The sequence below is a fragment of the Streptomyces zaomyceticus genome (assembly GCF_014656215.1).
Taxonomy (GTDB): Bacteria; Actinomycetota; Actinomycetes; order Streptomycetales; family Streptomycetaceae; genus Streptomyces; species Streptomyces zaomyceticus.
This window is the reverse complement of the sequence record NZ_BNBZ01000010.1, coordinates 102,945-121,378: the sequence shown is the minus strand read 5'-3', so window position 1 is coordinate 121,378 and position 18,434 is coordinate 102,945. Positions and strand designations below refer to the sequence as shown.

Here is an 18,434-nt window from a genome sequence, read left to right as displayed (position 1 = left end):
CATGAGCAAGATCCTTATCCGCGGTGCACAGGTGCTGGGCGGCGAGATCCAGGACGTCCTCGTCGACGGCGAGACCATCGCCGAGGTGGGCACCGGCCTGTCCGCCGAGGGCGCCACGGTGATCGAGGCCGAGGGACAGATCCTGCTGCCCGGCCTCGTCGACCTCCACACCCATCTGCGCGAGCCCGGCCGCGAGGACTCCGAGACCGTCCTCACCGGCACCCGCGCCGCCGCCTCCGGCGGCTACACGGCCGTCTTCGCCATGGCCAACACCCACCCGGTCGCCGACACCGCCGGTGTCGTCGAGCAGGTCTACCGACTCGGCAAGGAGTCCGGCTACTGCGACGTGCAGCCCATCGGCGCCGTCACCGTCGGCCTGGAGGGCAAGAAGCTCGCCGAGCTCGGCGCCATGCACGACTCCGCCGCCGGCGTCACCGTCTTCTCCGACGACGGCAAGTGCGTCGACGACGCCGTGATCATGCGCCGCGCCCTGGAGTACGTGAAGGCCTTCGACGGCGTCGTCGCCCAGCACGCCCAGGAGCCCCGCCTCACCGAGGGCGCCCAGATGAACGAGGGCATCGTCTCGGCCGAGCTCGGACTCGGCGGCTGGCCCGCCGTCGCCGAGGAGTCGATCATCGCCCGCGACGTGCTCCTCGCCGAGCACGTCGGCTCCCGCGTCCACATCTGCCACCTCTCCACCGCCGGCTCCGTCGAGATCGTCCGCTGGGCCAAGTCCCGCGGGATCGACGTCACCGCCGAGGTCACCCCCCACCACCTCCTCCTCACGGACGAGCTGGTCCGCTCGTACAACCCGGTCTACAAGGTCAACCCGCCGCTGCGCACCGAGAAGGACGTCCTCGCGCTCCGCGAGGCGCTGGCCGACGGCACGATCGACATCGTCGCCACCGACCACGCCCCGCACCCGCACGAGGACAAGGACTGCGAGTGGGCCGCGGCGGCCATGGGCATGGTCGGCCTGGAGACCGCCCTCTCCGTCGTCCAGCAGACGATGGTCGAGACCGGTCTCCTCGACTGGGCCGGCGTCGCCGACCGGATGTCCTTCGCCCCCGCCCGCATCGGACGGGCCAAGGGCCACGGACGACCCGTCTCGGCAGGTGAGCCCGCGAACCTGACGCTGGTCGATCCGGCTTACCGTGGTGTCGTGGACCCCGCGGACTTCGCCTCCCGCAGCCGAAACACCCCCTACGAGGGCCGTGAGCTGCCGGGACGCGTCACCCACACCCTCCTGCGGGGCCGGGCAACGGTCGTGGACGGGAAGCTGGCGTGACACCACTCATCGCAATCGCCGCAGAGGCTGCCGATCAGAAGTCGGCGGAGGTGACCGACTGGGCCGGGCGGCTCGGCTGGGTCGCCGGACTGCTGCTCTTCATCGCCTTCGTGTACTGGCTCATGCGCCAGGGCTGGAAGTGGCGGGGCAGCCTCCAGTCGGACCTGCCCGAGCTGCCGGAGGTGCCCGCGAGCGGCGCCGAGGCGACACTGAGGCTCTCCGGCCGGTACCACGGCTCGACGACCGCCGGGCAGTGGCTCGACCGGATCGTCGCCCACGGCCTGGGCACCCGCAGCCGCGTCGAGCTCACGCTCACCGACGCCGGGATCGAGGTCGTACGCCCCGGGGCGAACGACTTCTTCGTCCCGGCCGGGGCCCTGCGCGAGGCCCGCCTCGACAAGGGCATCGCCGGAAAGGTCCTCGCCGAGGGCGGTCTGCTGATCGTCACCTGGGCCCACGGCGACACCCTGATCGACTCGGGCTTCCGCTCCGACCGGGCGGCCGAGCACACCGCCTGGGTCGAAGCCATCAACTCCATGATCAACACGACGGAAGGCATCGCACGATGACGACCTCCACCAGGGGAGCCTCAAAGGTTCCCGCCGTACTCGTCCTGGAGGACGGCCGCACCTTCAGCGGCCGCGCCTACGGGGCCGTGGGGGAGACCTTCGGCGAGGCCGTGTTCTCCACCGGGATGACCGGCTACCAGGAGACCCTCACCGACCCGTCGTACCACCGCCAGGTCGTCGTCATGACGGCCCCGCACGTCGGCAACACCGGTGTCAACGACGACGACCCCGAGTCGGGCCGCATCTGGGTCGCCGGCTACGTCGTCCGCGACCCCGCCCGCGTCCCCTCCAACTGGCGCGCCACCCGCACGCTGGACGAGGAGCTGGAGCGCCAGGGCGTCGTCGGCATCTCCGGCATCGACACCCGCGCCCTCACACGCCACCTGCGCGAGCGCGGCGCCATGCGCGTCGGCATCTTCTCCGGCGACGCCTGGACGGGCGTCCGCGCGGAGGCCCTGCTCGACAAGGTCAAGGCGCAGCCCCAGATGAAGGGCGCGAACCTCTCCGCCGAGGTCGCCACCAAGGAGACGTACGTCGTCCCCGCGATCGGCACCAAGAAGTTCACCGTCGCCGCCGTCGACCTCGGCATCAAGGGCATGACCCCGCACCGGATGGCCGAGCGCGGCATCGAGGTCCACGTGCTGCCCGCCACCGCCACCGCCGAGGACATCTACGCCGTCGAGCCCGACGGCGTGTTCTTCTCCAACGGCCCCGGCGACCCGGCCACCGCCGACGGCCCCGTCGCCGTCATGCGCGCCGTCCTGGAGCGCAGGACGCCCCTCTTCGGCATCTGCTTCGGCAACCAGATCCTCGGCCGCGCCCTCGGCTTCGGCACGTACAAGCTGAAGTACGGCCACCGCGGCATCAACCAGCCGGTGCAGGACCGCACCACCGGCAAGGTCGAGGTCACCGCGCACAACCACGGCTTCGCCGTCGACGCGCCGCTCGACAAGGTCTCCGACACGCCCTTCGGGCGCGCCGAGGTCTCCCACGTCTGCCTGAACGACCAGGTCGTCGAAGGCCTCCAGCTGCTCGACCAGCCGGCCTTCTCCGTCCAGTACCACCCCGAGGCGGCCGCGGGCCCGCACGACGCCGCGTACCTCTTCGACCGCTTCGTATCCCTGATGGAGGCCGAGCGTGCCTAAGCGCACCGATATCCAGTCCGTCCTGGTCATCGGCTCCGGCCCGATCGTCATCGGCCAGGCCGCCGAGTTCGACTACTCCGGCACCCAGGCCTGCCGCATCCTCAAGGCCGAGGGCCTGCGGGTGATCCTGGTCAACTCCAACCCGGCCACGATCATGACCGACCCGGAGATCGCCGACGCCACCTACGTCGAGCCGATCACCCCCGAGTTCGTCGAGAAGATCATCGCCAAGGAGCGCCCCGACGCCCTCCTGCCCACCCTCGGCGGCCAGACCGCGCTCAACACCGCGATCTCCATGCACGAGCAGGGCGTCCTCGAGAAGTACGGCGTCGAGCTCATCGGCGCCAACGTCGAGGCCATCAACAAGGGCGAGGACCGCGACCTCTTCAAGGGCGTCGTCGAGGCCGTCAAGGCCAAGATCGGGTACGGCGAGTCCGCCCGCTCGGTCATCTGCCACACCATGGACGACGTCATCAAGGGCGTCGACACCCTCGGCGGCTACCCCGTCGTCGTCCGCCCCTCCTTCACCATGGGCGGCGCCGGCTCCGGCTTCGCCCACGACGAGGAGGAGCTGCGCCGCATCGCCGGCCAGGGCCTGACGCTCTCGCCCACCACCGAGGTGCTCCTCGAGGAGTCCATCCTCGGCTGGAAGGAGTACGAGCTGGAGCTGATGCGCGACAAGAACGACAACGTCGTGGTCGTCTGCTCCATCGAGAACTTCGACCCGATGGGCGTCCACACCGGTGACTCGATCACCGTCGCCCCGGCGATGACCCTCACCGACCGCGAGTACCAGCGGCTCCGCGACATCGGCATCGCGATCATCCGCGAGGTCGGCGTCGACACCGGCGGCTGCAACATCCAGTTCGCGATCGACCCGGTCGACGGCCGCATCATCGTCATCGAGATGAACCCGCGCGTCTCCCGCTCCTCGGCGCTCGCCTCCAAGGCGACCGGCTTCCCGATCGCCAAGATCGCGGCCCGTCTCGCCGTCGGCTACACGCTGGACGAGATCCCGAACGACATCACGGAGAAGACCCCGGCGTCCTTCGAGCCCACGCTCGACTACGTCGTCGTCAAGGCCCCGCGCTTCGCCTTCGAGAAGTTCCCGCAGGCCGACTCCACCCTCACCACGACCATGAAGTCGGTCGGCGAGGCGATGGCGATCGGCCGCAACTTCACCGAGGCGCTCCAGAAGGCCCTGCGCTCCCTGGAGAAGAAGGGCTCGCAGTTCACCTTCGTCGGAGAGCCCGGTGACAAGGCCGAGCTGCTGCGCGAGTCGGTCCGTCCGACCGACGGCCGCATCAACACGGTCATGCAGTCCATCCGCGCCGGTGCCACCCCGCAGGAGGTCTTCGACGCCACGAAGATCGACCCGTGGTTCGTCGACCAGCTCTTCCTGATCAAGGAGATCGCCGACGAGCTGGCCGCCGCCGAGAAGCTCGAGCCCGGCATCCTCGCCGAAGCCAAGCGCCACGGCTTCTCCGACGCCCAGATCGCCGAGATCCGCGGGCTGCGCGAGGACGTCGTCCGCGAGGTCCGGCACGCCCTCGGCGTCCGCCCGGTCTACAAGACGGTCGACACCTGCGCCGCCGAGTTCGCCGCCAAGACCCCGTACTTCTACTCCTCGTACGACGAGGAGAGCGAGGTCGCGCCCCGCACCAAGCCCGCGGTGATCATCCTGGGCTCCGGCCCGAACCGCATCGGCCAGGGCATCGAGTTCGACTACTCCTGCGTCCACGCCTCCTTCGCCCTCAGCGAGGCCGGCTACGAGACCGTGATGGTCAACTGCAACCCGGAGACCGTCTCCACGGACTACGACACCTCCGACCGCCTGTACTTCGAGCCGCTGACGCTGGAAGACGTGCTGGAGATCGTGCACGCCGAGACGCTGGCCGGCCCCGTCGCCGGTGTCGTCGTCCAGCTCGGCGGCCAGACCCCGCTGGGTCTGTCGCAGGCGCTCAAGGACAACGGCGTACCGGTCGTCGGCACCTCCCCGGAGGCCATCCACGCCGCCGAGGACCGCGGCGCCTTCGGCCAGGTCCTCGCCGAGGCCGGCCTCCCCGCCCCCAAGCACGGCACCGCGACCACCTTCGCCGGCGCCAAGGCCATCGCCGACGAGATCGGCTACCCCGTCCTCGTGCGCCCCTCGTACGTGCTCGGCGGCCGCGGCATGGAGATCGTCTACGACGAGACCCGCCTGGAGTCGTACATCGCCGAGTCCACCGAGATCAGCCCTACCCGGCCGGTCCTGGTCGACCGCTTCCTCGACGACGCCATCGAGATCGACGTCGACGCGCTCTACGACGGCCACGAGCTGTACCTCGGCGGCGTCATGGAGCACATCGAGGAGGCCGGCATCCACTCCGGCGACTCGGCCTGCGCCCTGCCCCCGATCACCCTCGGCGGCTTCGACATCAAGCGCCTGCGCGCCTCCACCGAGGCCATCGCCAAGGGCGTCGGCGTGCGCGGTCTGATCAACATCCAGTTCGCGATGGCCGGCGACATCCTCTACGTCCTGGAGGCCAACCCGCGCGCCTCCCGGACCGTCCCCTTCACCTCGAAGGCGACCGCCGTCCCGCTCGCGAAGGCCGCCGCCCGCATCTCGCTCGGCGCCACCATCGCCGAGCTGCGCGCCGAGGGCCTGCTGCCGAAGACCGGCGACGGCGGCACCCTGCCGCTCGACGCGCCGATCTCCGTCAAGGAGGCCGTGATGCCGTGGTCGCGCTTCCGCGACGTGCACGGCCGCGGCGTCGACACCGTCCTCGGCCCGGAGATGCGCTCCACTGGCGAGGTCATGGGCATCGACGCGGTCTTCGGCACGGCGTACGCCAAGTCGCAGGCCGGCGCCTACGGCCCGCTGCCCACCAAGGGCCGCGCGTTCATCTCGGTCGCCAACCGCGACAAGCGCTCGATGATCTTCCCGGCGCGCGAGCTCGTCGCCCACGGCTTCGAGCTGCTCGCCACCTCCGGCACCGCCGAGGTCCTCAAGCGCAACGGCATCAACGCCACGATCGTGCGCAAGCTGAGCGAGGGCGAGGGCCCGAACGGCGAGAAGACGATCGTCCAGCTCATCCACGACGGCCAGGTCGACCTGATCGTCAACACCCCGTACGGCACCGGCGGCCGCCTCGACGGCTACGAGATCCGTACGGCAGCGGTGGCGCGCAGCGTCCCGTGCCTCACCACGGTCCAGGCGCTCGCCGCGGCCGTCCAGGGCATCGACGCGCTCAACCGCGGCGACGTGGGCGTCCGCTCACTCCAGGAGCACGCGGAGCACCTGACCGCGGCCCGCGACTAGCAGCCCGTACGAGGAGGGGGACACCGGCAGGACCTGCGGTGTCCCCCTCGTCATGAGCAGACCTGGACTCCCCGCATGTACAAGTTCTTCTTCGACCTCGTCTTCAAGCGCATGGACCCCGAGAAGGCCCACTACCTGGCCTTCCGCTGGATCCGCCTCGCCGCCCGCGTCCCCGTCCTGCGGACCTTCGTCGCCGCCGTCCTCGCGCCCCGGTACAAGGAGCTGCGCACCGAGGCCCTGGGGCTTCGCATGCACGGCCCCTTCGGTCTCGCCGCCGGCTTCGACAAGAACGCCGTCGCCATCGACGGCATGTCGATGCTCGGCTTCGACCACGTCGAGATCGGCACGGTCACCGGCGAGCCCCAGCCCGGCAACCCCAAGAAGCGCCTCTTCCGGCTGGTCCCGGACCGCGCCCTGATCAACCGCATGGGCTTCAACAACGAGGGCTCCGCCGCCGTCGCCGCCCGCCTCCACGCGCGCGTGCCGGTCTTCAGGACCGTCGTCGGCGTCAACATCGGCAAGACCAAGGTCGTCCCCGAGGCCGAGGCCGCCGCCGACTACGTGAAGTCGACCGAGCGCCTCGCCGCGCACGCCGACTACCTCGTCGTGAACGTCTCCTCGCCGAACACCCCCGGCCTGCGCAACCTCCAGGCCACCGAGTCCCTGCGCCCGCTCCTGACGGCCGTACGGGAAGCCGCCGACCGCACGGTCACCGACCGCCGGGTCCCGCTCCTGGTCAAGATCGCCCCCGACCTCGCCGACGAGGACGTCGACGCGGTCGCCGACCTCGCCCTGGAGCTCGGCCTCGACGGCATCATCGCCACCAACACCACCATCGCGCGCGAGGGCCTCGGACTGAAGTCCGACCCGGCGCTCGTCAAGGAGACCGGCGGCCTCTCCGGCGCGCCCGTCAAGGAGCGCTCCCTCGCGGTCCTCAGGCGCCTCCACGCGCGCGTGGGCGACCGTCTGGTCCTCGTGGGCGTCGGCGGCATCGAGAACGCCGAGGACGCCTGGCAGCGCATCCTGGCCGGAGCCACCCTGATCCAGGGCTACAGCGCCTTCATCTACGAGGGCCCGTTCTACGCCCGCGCGATCCACAAGGGCCTCGCCGCGCGCCTCGCGGCCTCCCCCTACGCCACCCTCGCCGAGGCCGTCGGCGCCGACTCCCGAAAGGCCACCCCGTGACCCTCTCCTTCGGTACCCGTCTGCGCTCCGCCATGGACGAGCGCGGCCCGCTCTGCGTCGGTGTCGACCCGCACGCAGCCCTGCTCGACTCCTGGGGCCTGACCGACGACATCGCCGGTCTGGAGCGGTTCACCTTCACCGTCGTCGAGGCGCTCGCGGACACCGTGGCCGTCTTCAAGCCGCAGGCCGCGTTCTTCGAGCGCTTCGGCTCGCGCGGGGTCGCGGTCCTGGAGCGCGCCGTCGGCGATCTGCGCGCGGCGGGCGGCCTGGTCGTCATGGACGCCAAGCGCGGCGACATCGGCTCGACCATGGCCGCGTACGCCGAGGCCTTCCTGCGCAAGGACTCCCCGCTCTTCTCCGACGCGCTGACGGTCTCCCCGTACCTCGGCTACGGCTCCCTGAAGCCGGCCGTCGACCTGGCCCGTGAGTCCGGCGCCGGTCTCTTCGTCCTGGCCCTGACGTCCAACCCGGAGGGCGCGGAGGTCCAGCGGGCCGTCCGTGAGGACGGCCGTACGATCGGCGCGACCATGCTGGCCCACCTCGCCGCGGAGAACGCGGGGGAGACCCCGATGGGATCCTTCGGCGCGGTCGTCGGTGCCACCCTCGGCGACCTGTCCTCGTTCGACCTGGACATCAACGGTCCGCTCCTCGCCCCCGGCATCGGCGCCCAGGGCGCGACCCCGGCCGATCTCCCCGCGGTCTTCGGCGCGGCCGTCGGCAACGTGGTCCCGAACGTCAGCCGCGGGGTCCTGCGGCACGGTCCGGACGTGGCCGCCCTGCGGGACTCGGCTCACCGGTACGCGGACGAGATCCGCGCGGCCGTCGCCGGCTGACGGCCTCCGCGGTCTCTCCGCAGGTCGGAGCTGATCGCGCCTGTTTCGGAGCTGTTTCGGCCCGGTGAGACGACGCGTCTCACCGGGCCGTCTCACTCCTTGACGAAAACTTGGCTCAAAACCGGGTCGTTATGCCGGAAAAGTCCCGGTCGGTCGATGCTGACCAGGACTTTTCCGCTGTTCTCGCTGACTGGAGCGGCCTCGGCCGCTAGTCTCCGGGGCAGAGCAGGCGTTCAACGACCACTCCGTTGAGCGTTGCTCCACTGGTGTGGGGCGCAGGGTTCCTCACCGGTCCGTATCCGACAGATCGACATCCGAGGTGACGTAGGCGTGGCTCTTCCGCCCCTTACCCCTGAACAGCGCGCAGCCGCGCTCGAAAAGGCCGCCGCGGCTCGCCGGGAGCGGGCCGAGGTCAAGAATCGACTCAAGCACTCCGGCGCCTCGCTCCACGAGGTCATCAAGACCGGCCAGGAGAACGACGTCATCGGCAAGATGAAGGTCTCCGCTCTGCTCGAGTCCCTGCCCGGCGTGGGCAAGGTCCGCGCCAAGCAGATCATGGAGCGACTCGGCATCTCCGAAAGCCGCCGGGTCCGCGGTCTCGGTTCCAACCAGATCGCCTCCCTGGAGCGCGAGTTCGGCAGCACCGGCGCCTGATCCGGCGACCGGTCCGGCTTCCGATCCGGGGCACGCGTCCCGGGCACACCGGTAAAGCTGGAATAATCGCTGCATGGCAGCAGAGGTACGTCCGCGGCTGACCGTGCTCTCCGGCCCCTCAGGGGTCGGCAAGAGCACGGTCGTCGCTCATATGCGCAAGGTCCACCCCGAGGTCTGGCTCTCGGTGTCGGCGACGACACGGAAGCCCCGCCCCGGCGAGAAGCACGGCGTCCACTACTTCTTCGTGACGGACGACGAGTTCGACAAGCTGATCGCCAACGGTGAGCTCCTCGAATGGGCCGAGTTCGCGGGCAACCGCTACGGCACCCCGCGCGGCGCGGTCCTCGACCGCCTCGACTCCGGTGAGCCCGTACTCCTGGAGATCGACCTCCAGGGCGCCCGTCAGGTGAAGGACTCGATGCCCGAGTCCCAGCTCGTCTTCCTGGCCCCGCCGAGCTGGGAGGAGCTGGTCCGCCGGCTCACCGGCCGCGGCACCGAGTCGCCCGAGGTCATCGCGCGCCGGCTGGAGGCCGCGAAGGTCGAGCTGGCGGCCGAGTCGGAGTTCGACACCACCCTCGTCAACACCTCCGTCGAGGACGTCGCACGTGAGCTGCTAACGTTGATGCTGTTGACTTCTGGGGAATGATCCATTTCCTTCCCCCGGACACCCAACGGCTGTCCGATCCTTTTTCCATCTTCGGAAGGTAGAGCGTGTCCTCTTCCATCACCGCGCCCGAGGGCATCATCAACCCGCCGATCGACGAGCTGCTCGAGGCCACGGACTCGAAGTACAGCCTCGTGATCTACGCGGCCAAGCGCGCGCGTCAGATCAACGCGTACTACTCCCAGCTCGGCGAGGGCCTGCTGGAGTACGTGGGTCCGCTGGTCGACACCCACGTGCACGAGAAGCCGCTCTCGATCGCTCTGCGCGAGATCAACGCGGGTCTGCTGACGTCCGAGGCCATCGAGGGCCCGGCCACCTGAGCACGTCTCGCGTGTAACGCTTGTCACCACAGGCCCGGCGGACCATCCGCCGGGCCTGTGGTGTCTCATGGAGTCGTACGCATCCGAGTGCGGGGAGTAGCAGTGGGCTCAGCAGCCAAGCCGAAGGTCGTCCTGGGTGTCAGCGGTGGCATCGCCGCCTACAAGGCGTGTGAGCTGCTGCGCAGGCTCACCGAGTCCGGCCACGACGTCCGGGTCGTCCCCACCGACTCGGCCCTCCACTTCGTCGGCGAGGCCACCTGGTCCGCGCTCTCCGGAAACCCCGTCTCGACCGAGGTGTGGGAGACCGTCCACGAGGTGCCGCACGTCCGCATCGGCCAGGCCGCCGACCTCGTCGTCGTCGCCCCCACCACCGCCGACATGCTCGCCAAGGCCGCCCACGGCCTCGCGGACGACCTGCTCACCAACACCCTGCTCACCGCGCGCTGTCCCGTCGTCTTCGCCCCCGCCATGCACACCGAGATGTGGGAGCACCCGGCGACCCAGGAGAACGTGGCGACGCTGCGCCGTCGTGGCGCCGTCGTCATCGAGCCCGCCGTAGGCCGCCTCACCGGCGTCGACACCGGCAAGGGCCGGCTCCCCGACCCGGCGGAGATCTTCGAGGTCTGCCGACGCGTCCTCGCGCGCGGCGCGGACGCCCTCGCCACGGACCTCGCCGGACGCCATGTCGTGGTCAGCGCCGGCGGCACCCGCGAGCCTCTCGACCCCGTGCGGTACCTGGGCAACCGCTCCTCCGGGAAGCAGGGCTACGCCCTCGCCCGGGCCGCCGCGGCCCGGGGCGCCAGGGTCACCCTGGTCGAGGCCAACACCGGCATCGCCGACCCGGCCGGCGTCGACGTCGTCCACGTCGGCACCGCGCTCCAGCTCCGCGAGGCCGTCCTCAAGGCCGTCGCCGACGCCGACGCGGTCGTGATGGCCGCCGCCGTGGCCGATTTCCGCCCGGCCGTCTACGCCGCCGGGAAGATCAAGAAGAAGGACGACGGCGGAGCGCCCACCGTGGAGCTGGTCCGCAACCCCGACATCCTCGCCGAGCTCGCCGCCGACCGCGCCCTGCCGGGCCAGGTGGTGGTCGGCTTCGCCGCCGAGACCGACGACGTCCTCGCCAACGGCCGGGAGAAGCTCCGCCGCAAGGGCTGCGACCTGCTGGTCGTCAACGAGGTGGGGGAGCGCAAGACCTTCGGGTCCGAGGAGAACGAGGCCGTGGTGCTCGCCTCGGACGGCGGCGAGACCCCCGTACCTTACGGTCCGAAGGAAGCGCTCGCCGAGACGGTCTGGGACCTCGTCCTGCCCCGTCTGCGCCCCGCGACCTGACAGACGACAGCCGCCCCGTGTCCTGAATCACCACCCGCCCCGCGAGGACCACGGATCCAGCGGGGCGCGTGTGATGTACGCCCCATCAGGGGGTCCGTCCCGCGTGCGGCGGCCGGATTCACCCACTCAGGGCATTCGTCAGGCGAGACACCTGGTCCATCCAGCGACCATGACCGATAGACTGTTCGCGGAACGTCTTGGGGCGCAGCCCCTGCCGGTCCGCTAACGAATAGCCAGCAGCCGCTGCAACCCCAGGGAGCGTTGTGTCCCGTCGTCTGTTCACCTCGGAGTCCGTCACCGAGGGACACCCCGACAAGATCGCTGACCAGATCAGCGACACCATCCTCGACGCACTGCTGCGGGAGGACCCCACCTCGCGCGTCGCTGTCGAGACGCTGATCACCACCGGCCTGGTGCACGTCGCCGGTGAGGTGACGACCAAGGCGTGGGCGGACATCCCCACCCTCGTTCGGAACAAGATCCTCGAGATCGGTTACGACTCCTCGAAGAAGGGCTTCGACGGCGCCTCCTGCGGCGTCTCGGTGTCCATCGGGTCGCAGTCCCCGGACATCGCGCAGGGCGTGGACACCGCGTACGAGAAGCGGGTCGAGGGCGACGAGGACGAGCTGGACAAGCAGGGCGCCGGCGACCAGGGCCTGATGTTCGGCTACGCGTCGGACGAGACCCCCGAGCTGATGCCGCTCCCGATCCACATCGCGCACCGGCTCTCCCGCCGGCTGACCGAGGTCCGGAAGAACGGGACCATCCCGTACCTGCGCCCCGACGGCAAGACCCAGGTCACCATCGAGTACGACGGCGACAAGGCCGTCCGCCTCGACACGGTCGTCGTCTCCTCGCAGCACGCCTCCGACATCGACCTCGAGTCGCTGCTCGCGCCCGACATCCGCGAGTTCGTCGTCGAGCACGTGCTCAAGCAGCTCGTCGAGGACGGCATCAAGCTCGACACCGACGGCTACCGCCTCCTGGTGAACCCGACCGGCCGCTTCGAGATCGGCGGCCCGATGGGCGACGCCGGCCTCACCGGCCGCAAGATCATCATCGACACCTACGGCGGCATGGCCCGTCACGGTGGCGGCGCCTTCTCCGGCAAGGACCCGTCCAAGGTCGACCGCTCGGCCGCCTACGCCATGCGCTGGGTCGCCAAGAACGTCGTCGCCGCGGGCCTCGCCTCGCGCTGCGAGGTCCAGGTCGCCTACGCGATCGGCAAGGCCGAGCCCGTCGGACTCTTCGTCGAGACCTTCGGCACCAACACCGTCGACAACGAGAAGATCGAGAACGCCATCGCCGAGGTCTTCGACCTCCGCCCGGCCGCGATCATCCGTGACCTCGACCTGCTCCGCCCGATCTACTCCCAGACCGCCGCCTACGGCCACTTCGGCCGCGAGCTGCCGGACTTCACCTGGGAGCGCACGGACCGCGTGGAGGCCCTGCGCAAGGCGGCGGGTCTGTAGGACCCGGCTGTACTCGACCGGAGCCCGGCACCCCTCGGGGGTGCCGGGCTCCGGCGTACCCGGCTTGTCGGTGGCGTCTGGTAGGTATGGGGCTGTGAGCAGCGAGAACGAGAGGTCCGACGAGTCCGGTGAGCCCGAGCAGCTCGCGCTCATCCGGGAGACCGTGCGGAAGGCGAAGGTGCCGCGGGCCAAGCCGCGGACCTGGCGGGGGGCCGCGCTGGCCAAGGAGCTGCCCGTCGCGCGGGTCGTCGTGAACAAGGGGGCGCTGCACCTCGACCAGTTCTTCGACTACGCGGTCCCCGAGGAGCTCGACGAGATCGCCCGGCCCGGAGTGCGGGTGCGGGTGCGGTTCGGTGCGGGGGCGCACCAGGTCAAGAACGGGCGCCGGGAGGGCGGGCGGCTCATCGACGGCTTCCTCGTCGAGCGGCGGGCCACCTCCGACTACTCCGGGCCGCTGGCCGCGCTCGCCGACGTCGTCTCCCCGGAGCCGGTGCTCGGCCCCGAGCTGCTCGGGCTCGCGCGGGCCGTCGCCGACCGGTACGCGGGCAGCCTCGCCGATGTGCTCCAGCTCGCCGTGCCTCCGCGCAGCGCCCGCGCCGAGGGCCGCCCCTCGCCGGAACCGCTGCCGCCGCCCGCCCCGCCGGAGCCGGGGAGCTGGGCGCGGTACGAGCGGGGGCCCGCGTTCCTGGACTCCCTCGCGCAGGGCGGGGCGCCCCGGGCCGTGTGGAACGCGCTGCCGGGACCGTACTGGGCCGAGGAGATCGCCCGGGCCGTGGGCGCCACCCTGGCCTCCGGCCGGGGCGCGCTCGTCGTCGTTCCCGACGGGCGGGCCGCGGGGCGGGTCGACGCGGCGCTGACCGCCGTCCTGGGCGAGGGACGGCACGCCCTGCTCACCGCCGAGGCCGGTCCCGAGAAGCGGTACGCGCAGTGGCTCGCCGTGCGGCGCGGCGCGGTGCGGGCCGTGGTCGGCACCCGGGCCGCGATGTTCGCCCCCGTCCGGGACCTCGGCCTCCTCGTCGTCTGGGACGACGGCGACGGCAGCCACAGCGAGCCCCACGCCCCGCAGCCCCACGCGCGCGAGGTGCTGCTGCTCCGTGCCGCCCACGACCGGTGCGCCTTCCTCCTGGGAAGCACCAGCTGCACCGTCGAGGCCGCGCAGCTCGTCGAGTCCGGCTGGGCCCAGGCGCTGGGCGCCGGACGCGAGCAGGTCCGCAGGGCGGCCCCGCTCATCCGCACCGTCGGCGACGGCGAACTCGCCCGCGACGAGGCCGCGCGCGCCGCCCGGCTGCCCTCACTGGCCTGGCAGGCCGTGCGGGAGGGGCTCAAGACCGGGCCGGTGCTGGTCCAGGTGCCCCGCCGGGGGTACGTACCGAGGCTGGCCTGCGAGCGCTGCCGGACGCCGGCCCGCTGCCGTCACTGCGCCGGGCCGCTGGAGGCCCCCGAACAGCGGGAGCTGCACTGCGCCTGGTGCGGGCGCGGCGCTTCCGACTGGCACTGCGTGGAGTGCGGATCGACCCGGCTGCGGGCCCAGGTGGTCGGCGCCCGGCGGACGGCGGAGGAGCTCGGCCGGGCGTTCCCGGCGGTGCCGGTCCGGACCTCGGGACGGGACCACGTCCTGGACAGCGTGCCCGGGCGGCCCGCGCTCGTCGTCTCCACCCCCGGCGCCGAACCCGTCGCCGAGGGCGGCTACGCGGCCGCGCTGCTCCTCGACGGCTGGGCCATGCTCGGCCGGCCCGATCTGCGCGCGGGGGAGGAGGCGCTGCGCCGCTGGATCGACGCGGCTTCCCTGGTCCGCGGGCAGCCCGAGGGCGGCACCGTCGTCGTGGTCGCCGAGCCGACCCTCCGGCCCGTCCAGGCGCTCGTCCGCTGGGACCCGGTCGGGCATGCCCGGCGGGAGCTGGCCGAGCGGGCCGAGCTGGGCTTCCCCCCGGTCTCGCGGATGGCCGCGGTGACGGGTCCCCCGGAGGCCGTCGAAGGCTTTCTGGCGGGCGCCGGGCTGCCCATGGACGCCGAGATCCTCGGCCCGGTGCCGCTTCCGGTGGTCCGCCCCGGCGGGCCCCGCAGACCCGGCGACCCCCCGCCGGGCGAGCAGTGGGACCGGGCCCTGGTCCGGGTCCCGCCGGGCAGCGGCGCGGCCCTGGCGTCCGCGCTCAAGCAGGCGCGGGCGGGCCGTCTCGCGCGCGGCGGCGGGGACCCGGTGCGGATCCGGGTCGATCCGCCGGACATCGGCTGACGGGGCCGGACACCCGGGTACGGCGGGGGCGGGTACGACGGACGGCCGCCCGCCCCCTCGCGGGGCGGACGGCCGTCGGGTGCGCGGGTCAGCCGTTGCGCGGGCCGGGGAAGGCCGACGGGCGCGGGTCCTCGCGGAGGGAGGCGCTGCCCGAGGTCGGCTGCGGGGGCATCGAACGGGCGGCGGGGACCGAGGGGAGCGTACGGGTCGCGCCCGGCTCCACGATCGGCTCCTGGTCGACGCCGACACCCGGCTGGGGTGCGCGCCGGGCGCCGTAGCGGCGGTGGACGGCCTGCTTGGTGACGCCGAGCGCGGAGCCCACCGCGTCCCAGGAGAATCCGAGCGAGCGGTCGAAGTCGACCGCCGCGGTCACCAGGGTCTCGACACTGTCCCGCAGCTCCTGCGCGAGACGTACGGTCGGGGCGGGTGCCCGCCCGTAGACGACGAAGCCCGTCGACGGGCCGGAGCGGCGAGGGCGGTAGACATTGCCCAGCTGGGCCGTGAGCGTGCGCAGTGCGTCCACCTGCCGCCGGACCCGCTCGATGTCCCGCACCAGCAGGTGCAGACTCGCCCGAGCCTGGGCGTCGTGGGTTGCGTGGTCGGCCATGTGAAAGCCTCTCGAACCGGCATGTAAGGGGAAGGGCCGCAGGGGGGAACGGCGGCCCGATTCGGTCAATCTCTCTTGACCAACGCGCCACCCGGAGTTGGGTCACGCTGCGGGGGCGTACACGCATATGCGCGGGGCGCTCTTCCTTCCGTACGCCCCCTCCGTACGGGGCGCCTAGACTGGTGCGCTGCCCGTAAAGCCCCCGGACAGACAGGCAGTCGCCACCCATGAAGCTCGTCTTCGCAGGCACCCCCGAGGTCGCCGTACCCGCCCTGGACGCCCTGCTCTCCTCCGGCCGGCACGAGGTGGCCGCCGTGGTCACCCGGCCGGACGCCCCGGCGGGGCGCGGCCGGCGGCTCGTCGCCAGCCCGGTGGCCCAGCGGGCCGAGGAGGCGGGGATCGAGGTCCTGAAGCCGGCCAGGCCCCGCGACGAGGACTTCCTCGCCCGGCTGCGGGAGATCGCCCCGGACTGCTGCCCAGTCGTCGCCTACGGCGCGCTGCTCCCCAAGGTCGCCCTCGACATCCCCGCGCGGGGATGGGTCAACCTCCACTTCTCGCTGCTGCCCGCCTGGCGGGGCGCCGCTCCCGTGCAGCACTCGCTGATGGCGGGCGACGAGGTCACCGGCGCGTCCACCTTCCTGATCGAGGAGGGTCTCGACTCGGGGCCCGTCTACGGCGTGGTGACCGAGGACATCCGGCCGACCGACACCAGCGGCGATCTGCTCACCCGGCTCGCGTTCGCGGGCGGCGGGCTGCTCGCCGCCACCATGGACGGCATCGAGGACGGTGCGCTCCAGGCCGTCCCGCAGCCCGTCGAGGGCATCACCCTCGCCCCGAAGATCCAGGTCGAGGACGCCCACGTCGACTTCGCCGCCCCCGCGCTCCGGGTGGACCGGGTGGTCCGCGGCTGCACCCCGGCCCCCGGCGCCTGGACGGTCTTCCGCGGCGAGCGCCTCAAGCTGATCCAGGTCACGCCGCTGCCGGACCGGACCGACCTCGCCCCGGGCGAGCTGGCCGCGGGCAAGAACAACGTGTACGCGGGCACCGGCTCGTACGCCGTCGAACTCCTCTGGGTCCAGCCCCAGGGCAAGAAGCCGATGAAGGCCGCCGACTGGGCCCGCGGCGTCCGCATCGCGCCCGGCGAGCTGCTCGGCGCCTAGCCTCTCGGATCCTGCCTGGCGGCGCGGGTCCGGCAGGATCCGGAGGAGACGGCCCGGGGGTGTCCTGCGGACGGGACCGTGGCCGGCCGGGCGGCCCCGGTCCCGTCCGCCGGGCGGGTGGCGGCCCGGTCACGGGCCCGGGAGCGGGCGGGGGCGCGGCGGACGTAGGCTTGGGTGGTTCGACCTCGTCATTTCGTCACGCGGAGCACCTTTGAGCGAGCAGGCACGTCGCCGTCCCCACAAGCCCTACCGGCGGCCCCAGAAGGACCCCGTCCGGATGCTCGCCTTCGAGGCGCTGAGGGCGGTGGACGAGCGGGACGCCTACGCGAACCTGGTGCTCCCGCCGCTCCTCAAGAAGGCCCGCGAGGGCGGGAGCTTCGACAGCCGGGACGCGGCGCTCGCGACCGAGCTGGTCTACGGGACGCTGCGCCGCCAGGGCACGTACGACGCGATCATCGCCGCCTGCATCGACCGGCCGCTGCGCGAGGTCGACCCGCCCGTGCTCGATGTGCTCGCGCTCGGCGCGCACCAGCTGCTCGGCACCCGGATCCCCACCCACGCCGCCGTGTCCGCCAGTGTGGAGCTGGCCCGCGTGGTGCTCGGCGACGGACGGGCCAAGTTCGTGAACGCCGTCCTGCGGAAGATCTCCCAGCAGGACCTCGACGCCTGGGTGGCGCAGGTCGCCCCGCCGTACGACAAGGACCCCGAGGACCACCTCGCCGTCGTCCACTCGCACCCCCGCTGGGTCGTCTCGGCGCTCTGGGACTCCCTCGGCGGCGGCCGTGCCGGGATCGAGGACCTCCTGGACGCGGACAACGAGCGCCCCGAGGTCACCCTCGTCGCCCGCCCCGGCCGCTCCACCACGGAGGAGCTCGCCGAGGCCACCGAGACCCTTCCGGGCCGCTGGTCGCCGTTCGCCGTCCGGATGGCCGAGGGCGGCGAGCCCGGCGCCATCGAGGCCGTGAAGGACGGCCGGGCCGGCGTCCAGGACGAGGGGAGCCAGCTCGTCGCGATCGCCCTCGCCAACGCGCCGGTCGAGGGTTCCGACACCCGGTGGCTCGACGGCTGCGCCGGCCCCGGCGGCAAGGCCGCGCTGCTCGCGGCCCTCGCCGCCGAGCGGGGCGCCTTCCTGCTCGCCTCCGAGAAGCAGCCGCACCGCGCCCGGCTCGTCGAGCGCGCCCTCGCCGGCAACCCCGGCCCGTACCAGGTGATCGCAGCCGACGGCACCCGCCCGCCGTGGCGCCCCGGCTCCTTCGACCGGGTCCTGATGGATGTGCCGTGCTCGGGCCTCGGTGCCCTGCGCCGTCGCCCCGAGGCCCGCTGGCGCCGTCGCCCCGAGGACCTGGACGGCTTCGCCCCGCTGCAGCGCGCCCTGCTCACGGAGGCGTTGAGCGCCGTCCGTGTCGGCGGTGTCGTGGGGTACGCGACCTGCTCGCCGCACCTGGCCGAGACCCGGGTGGTCGTCGACGACGTCCTGAAGAAGGTCGGCGGCGCCGAGCTCATCGACGCCCGTCCGCTGCTGCCGGGTGTACCGGCGATCGGCGACGGCCCGGACGTCCAGCTCTGGCCGCATCTGCACGGTACGGACGCCATGTATCTGGCGCTGCTGCGTCGCACCGCCTGAGCGACGGGGGCGTCGGGGGCGTCCGGGAGGGCCCGGGGAGCGCCCCCGGG

At 72.3% G+C, this 18,434-nt stretch carries 15 protein-coding genes; 14 read left to right on the top strand and 1 reads right to left on the bottom strand.

What is annotated here, in order from left to right; genetic code table 11:
- The first annotated feature begins 1 nt into the window (after window position 1).
- The 12 genes from IE311_RS15800 to IE311_RS15745 all read left to right on the top strand — a co-directional run bounded on the left by IE311_RS15800 (window position 2) and on the right by IE311_RS15745 (window position 14,993).
- Entirely contained in the window at window positions 2-1,288 is a 1,287-nt protein-coding gene (locus tag IE311_RS15800; RefSeq protein WP_189832315.1) for a dihydroorotase, read from the top strand.
- A complete protein-coding gene (locus IE311_RS15795) occupies window positions 1,285-1,857 on the top strand; it encodes a PH-like domain-containing protein (RefSeq protein WP_189832314.1) in 573 nt (190 codons plus the stop codon). Before IE311_RS15800 ends, IE311_RS15795 begins: the two co-directional genes overlap by 4 nt.
- On the top strand, window positions 1,854-3,002 hold the full coding sequence (carA, locus tag IE311_RS15790; RefSeq protein WP_189832313.1) for a glutamine-hydrolyzing carbamoyl-phosphate synthase small subunit: 1,149 nt from the start codon (window positions 1,854-1,856) through the stop codon (window positions 3,000-3,002). The genes IE311_RS15795 and carA overlap by 4 nt, the downstream gene beginning before the upstream one ends.
- Window positions 2,995-6,303 carry a carbamoyl-phosphate synthase large subunit gene (gene carB, locus IE311_RS15785; protein WP_189832312.1) on the top strand — a complete coding sequence of 1,103 codons (3,309 nt, stop codon included), beginning with the start codon at window positions 2,995-2,997 and terminating at the stop codon, window positions 6,301-6,303. The genes carA and carB overlap by 8 nt, the downstream gene beginning before the upstream one ends.
- A gap of 75 nt (window positions 6,304-6,378) precedes the next feature.
- On the top strand, window positions 6,379-7,488 hold the full coding sequence (locus tag IE311_RS15780; protein WP_189832311.1) for a quinone-dependent dihydroorotate dehydrogenase: 1,110 nt from the start codon (window positions 6,379-6,381) through the stop codon (window positions 7,486-7,488).
- On the top strand, window positions 7,485-8,321 hold the full coding sequence (gene pyrF / locus IE311_RS15775) for an orotidine-5'-phosphate decarboxylase (protein WP_189832310.1): 837 nt from the start codon (window positions 7,485-7,487) through the stop codon (window positions 8,319-8,321). The genes IE311_RS15780 and pyrF overlap by 4 nt, the downstream gene beginning before the upstream one ends.
- 330 nt (window positions 8,322-8,651) lie before the next feature.
- Window positions 8,652-8,975: an integration host factor gene (locus IE311_RS15770; protein WP_030204477.1), complete on the top strand. Its 324-nt coding sequence runs from the start codon at window positions 8,652-8,654 to the stop codon at window positions 8,973-8,975.
- A gap of 73 nt (window positions 8,976-9,048) precedes the next feature.
- Entirely contained in the window at window positions 9,049-9,621 is a 573-nt protein-coding gene (gmk, locus tag IE311_RS15765) for a guanylate kinase (RefSeq protein WP_189832309.1), read from the top strand.
- 65 nt (window positions 9,622-9,686) lie between these two features.
- Window positions 9,687-9,959: a DNA-directed RNA polymerase subunit omega gene (rpoZ, locus tag IE311_RS15760; protein ID WP_030316319.1), complete on the top strand. Its 273-nt coding sequence runs from the start codon at window positions 9,687-9,689 to the stop codon at window positions 9,957-9,959.
- Window positions 9,960-10,061: 102 nt separating this feature from the next.
- On the top strand, window positions 10,062-11,288 hold the full coding sequence (gene coaBC, locus IE311_RS15755; protein WP_189832308.1) for a bifunctional phosphopantothenoylcysteine decarboxylase/phosphopantothenate--cysteine ligase CoaBC: 1,227 nt from the start codon (window positions 10,062-10,064) through the stop codon (window positions 11,286-11,288).
- A gap of 263 nt (window positions 11,289-11,551) precedes the next feature.
- Window positions 11,552-12,760 carry a methionine adenosyltransferase gene (gene metK, locus IE311_RS15750; protein WP_189832307.1) on the top strand — a complete coding sequence of 403 codons (1,209 nt, stop codon included), beginning with the start codon at window positions 11,552-11,554 and terminating at the stop codon, window positions 12,758-12,760.
- Between the two features lie 94 nt (window positions 12,761-12,854).
- Window positions 12,855-14,993, top strand: a complete 2,139-nt coding sequence (locus tag IE311_RS15745; protein WP_189832306.1) for a primosomal protein N' — start codon at window positions 12,855-12,857, stop codon at window positions 14,991-14,993.
- An 88-nt stretch (window positions 14,994-15,081) separates the two neighbouring features.
- Here the strand turns inward: IE311_RS15745 and IE311_RS15740 are convergent, their stop codons facing one another.
- Window positions 15,082-15,600 carry a hypothetical protein gene (locus IE311_RS15740; RefSeq protein WP_189832305.1) on the bottom strand — a complete coding sequence of 173 codons (519 nt, stop codon included), beginning with the start codon at window positions 15,598-15,600 and terminating at the stop codon, window positions 15,082-15,084.
- Window positions 15,601-15,827: 227 nt separating this feature from the next.
- Here IE311_RS15740 and fmt point away from each other — a divergent pair, with 227 nt between their 5' ends.
- Together fmt and IE311_RS15730 are read left to right on the top strand one after the other, a co-directional pair.
- Window positions 15,828-16,760 carry a methionyl-tRNA formyltransferase gene (gene fmt, locus IE311_RS15735; RefSeq protein ID WP_189832304.1) on the top strand — a complete coding sequence of 311 codons (933 nt, stop codon included), beginning with the start codon at window positions 15,828-15,830 and terminating at the stop codon, window positions 16,758-16,760.
- A gap of 211 nt (window positions 16,761-16,971) precedes the next feature.
- Window positions 16,972-18,384: an RsmB/NOP family class I SAM-dependent RNA methyltransferase gene (locus tag IE311_RS15730; protein ID WP_189832303.1), complete on the top strand. Its 1,413-nt coding sequence runs from the start codon at window positions 16,972-16,974 to the stop codon at window positions 18,382-18,384.
- Window positions 18,385-18,434: the final 50 nt, after the last annotated feature.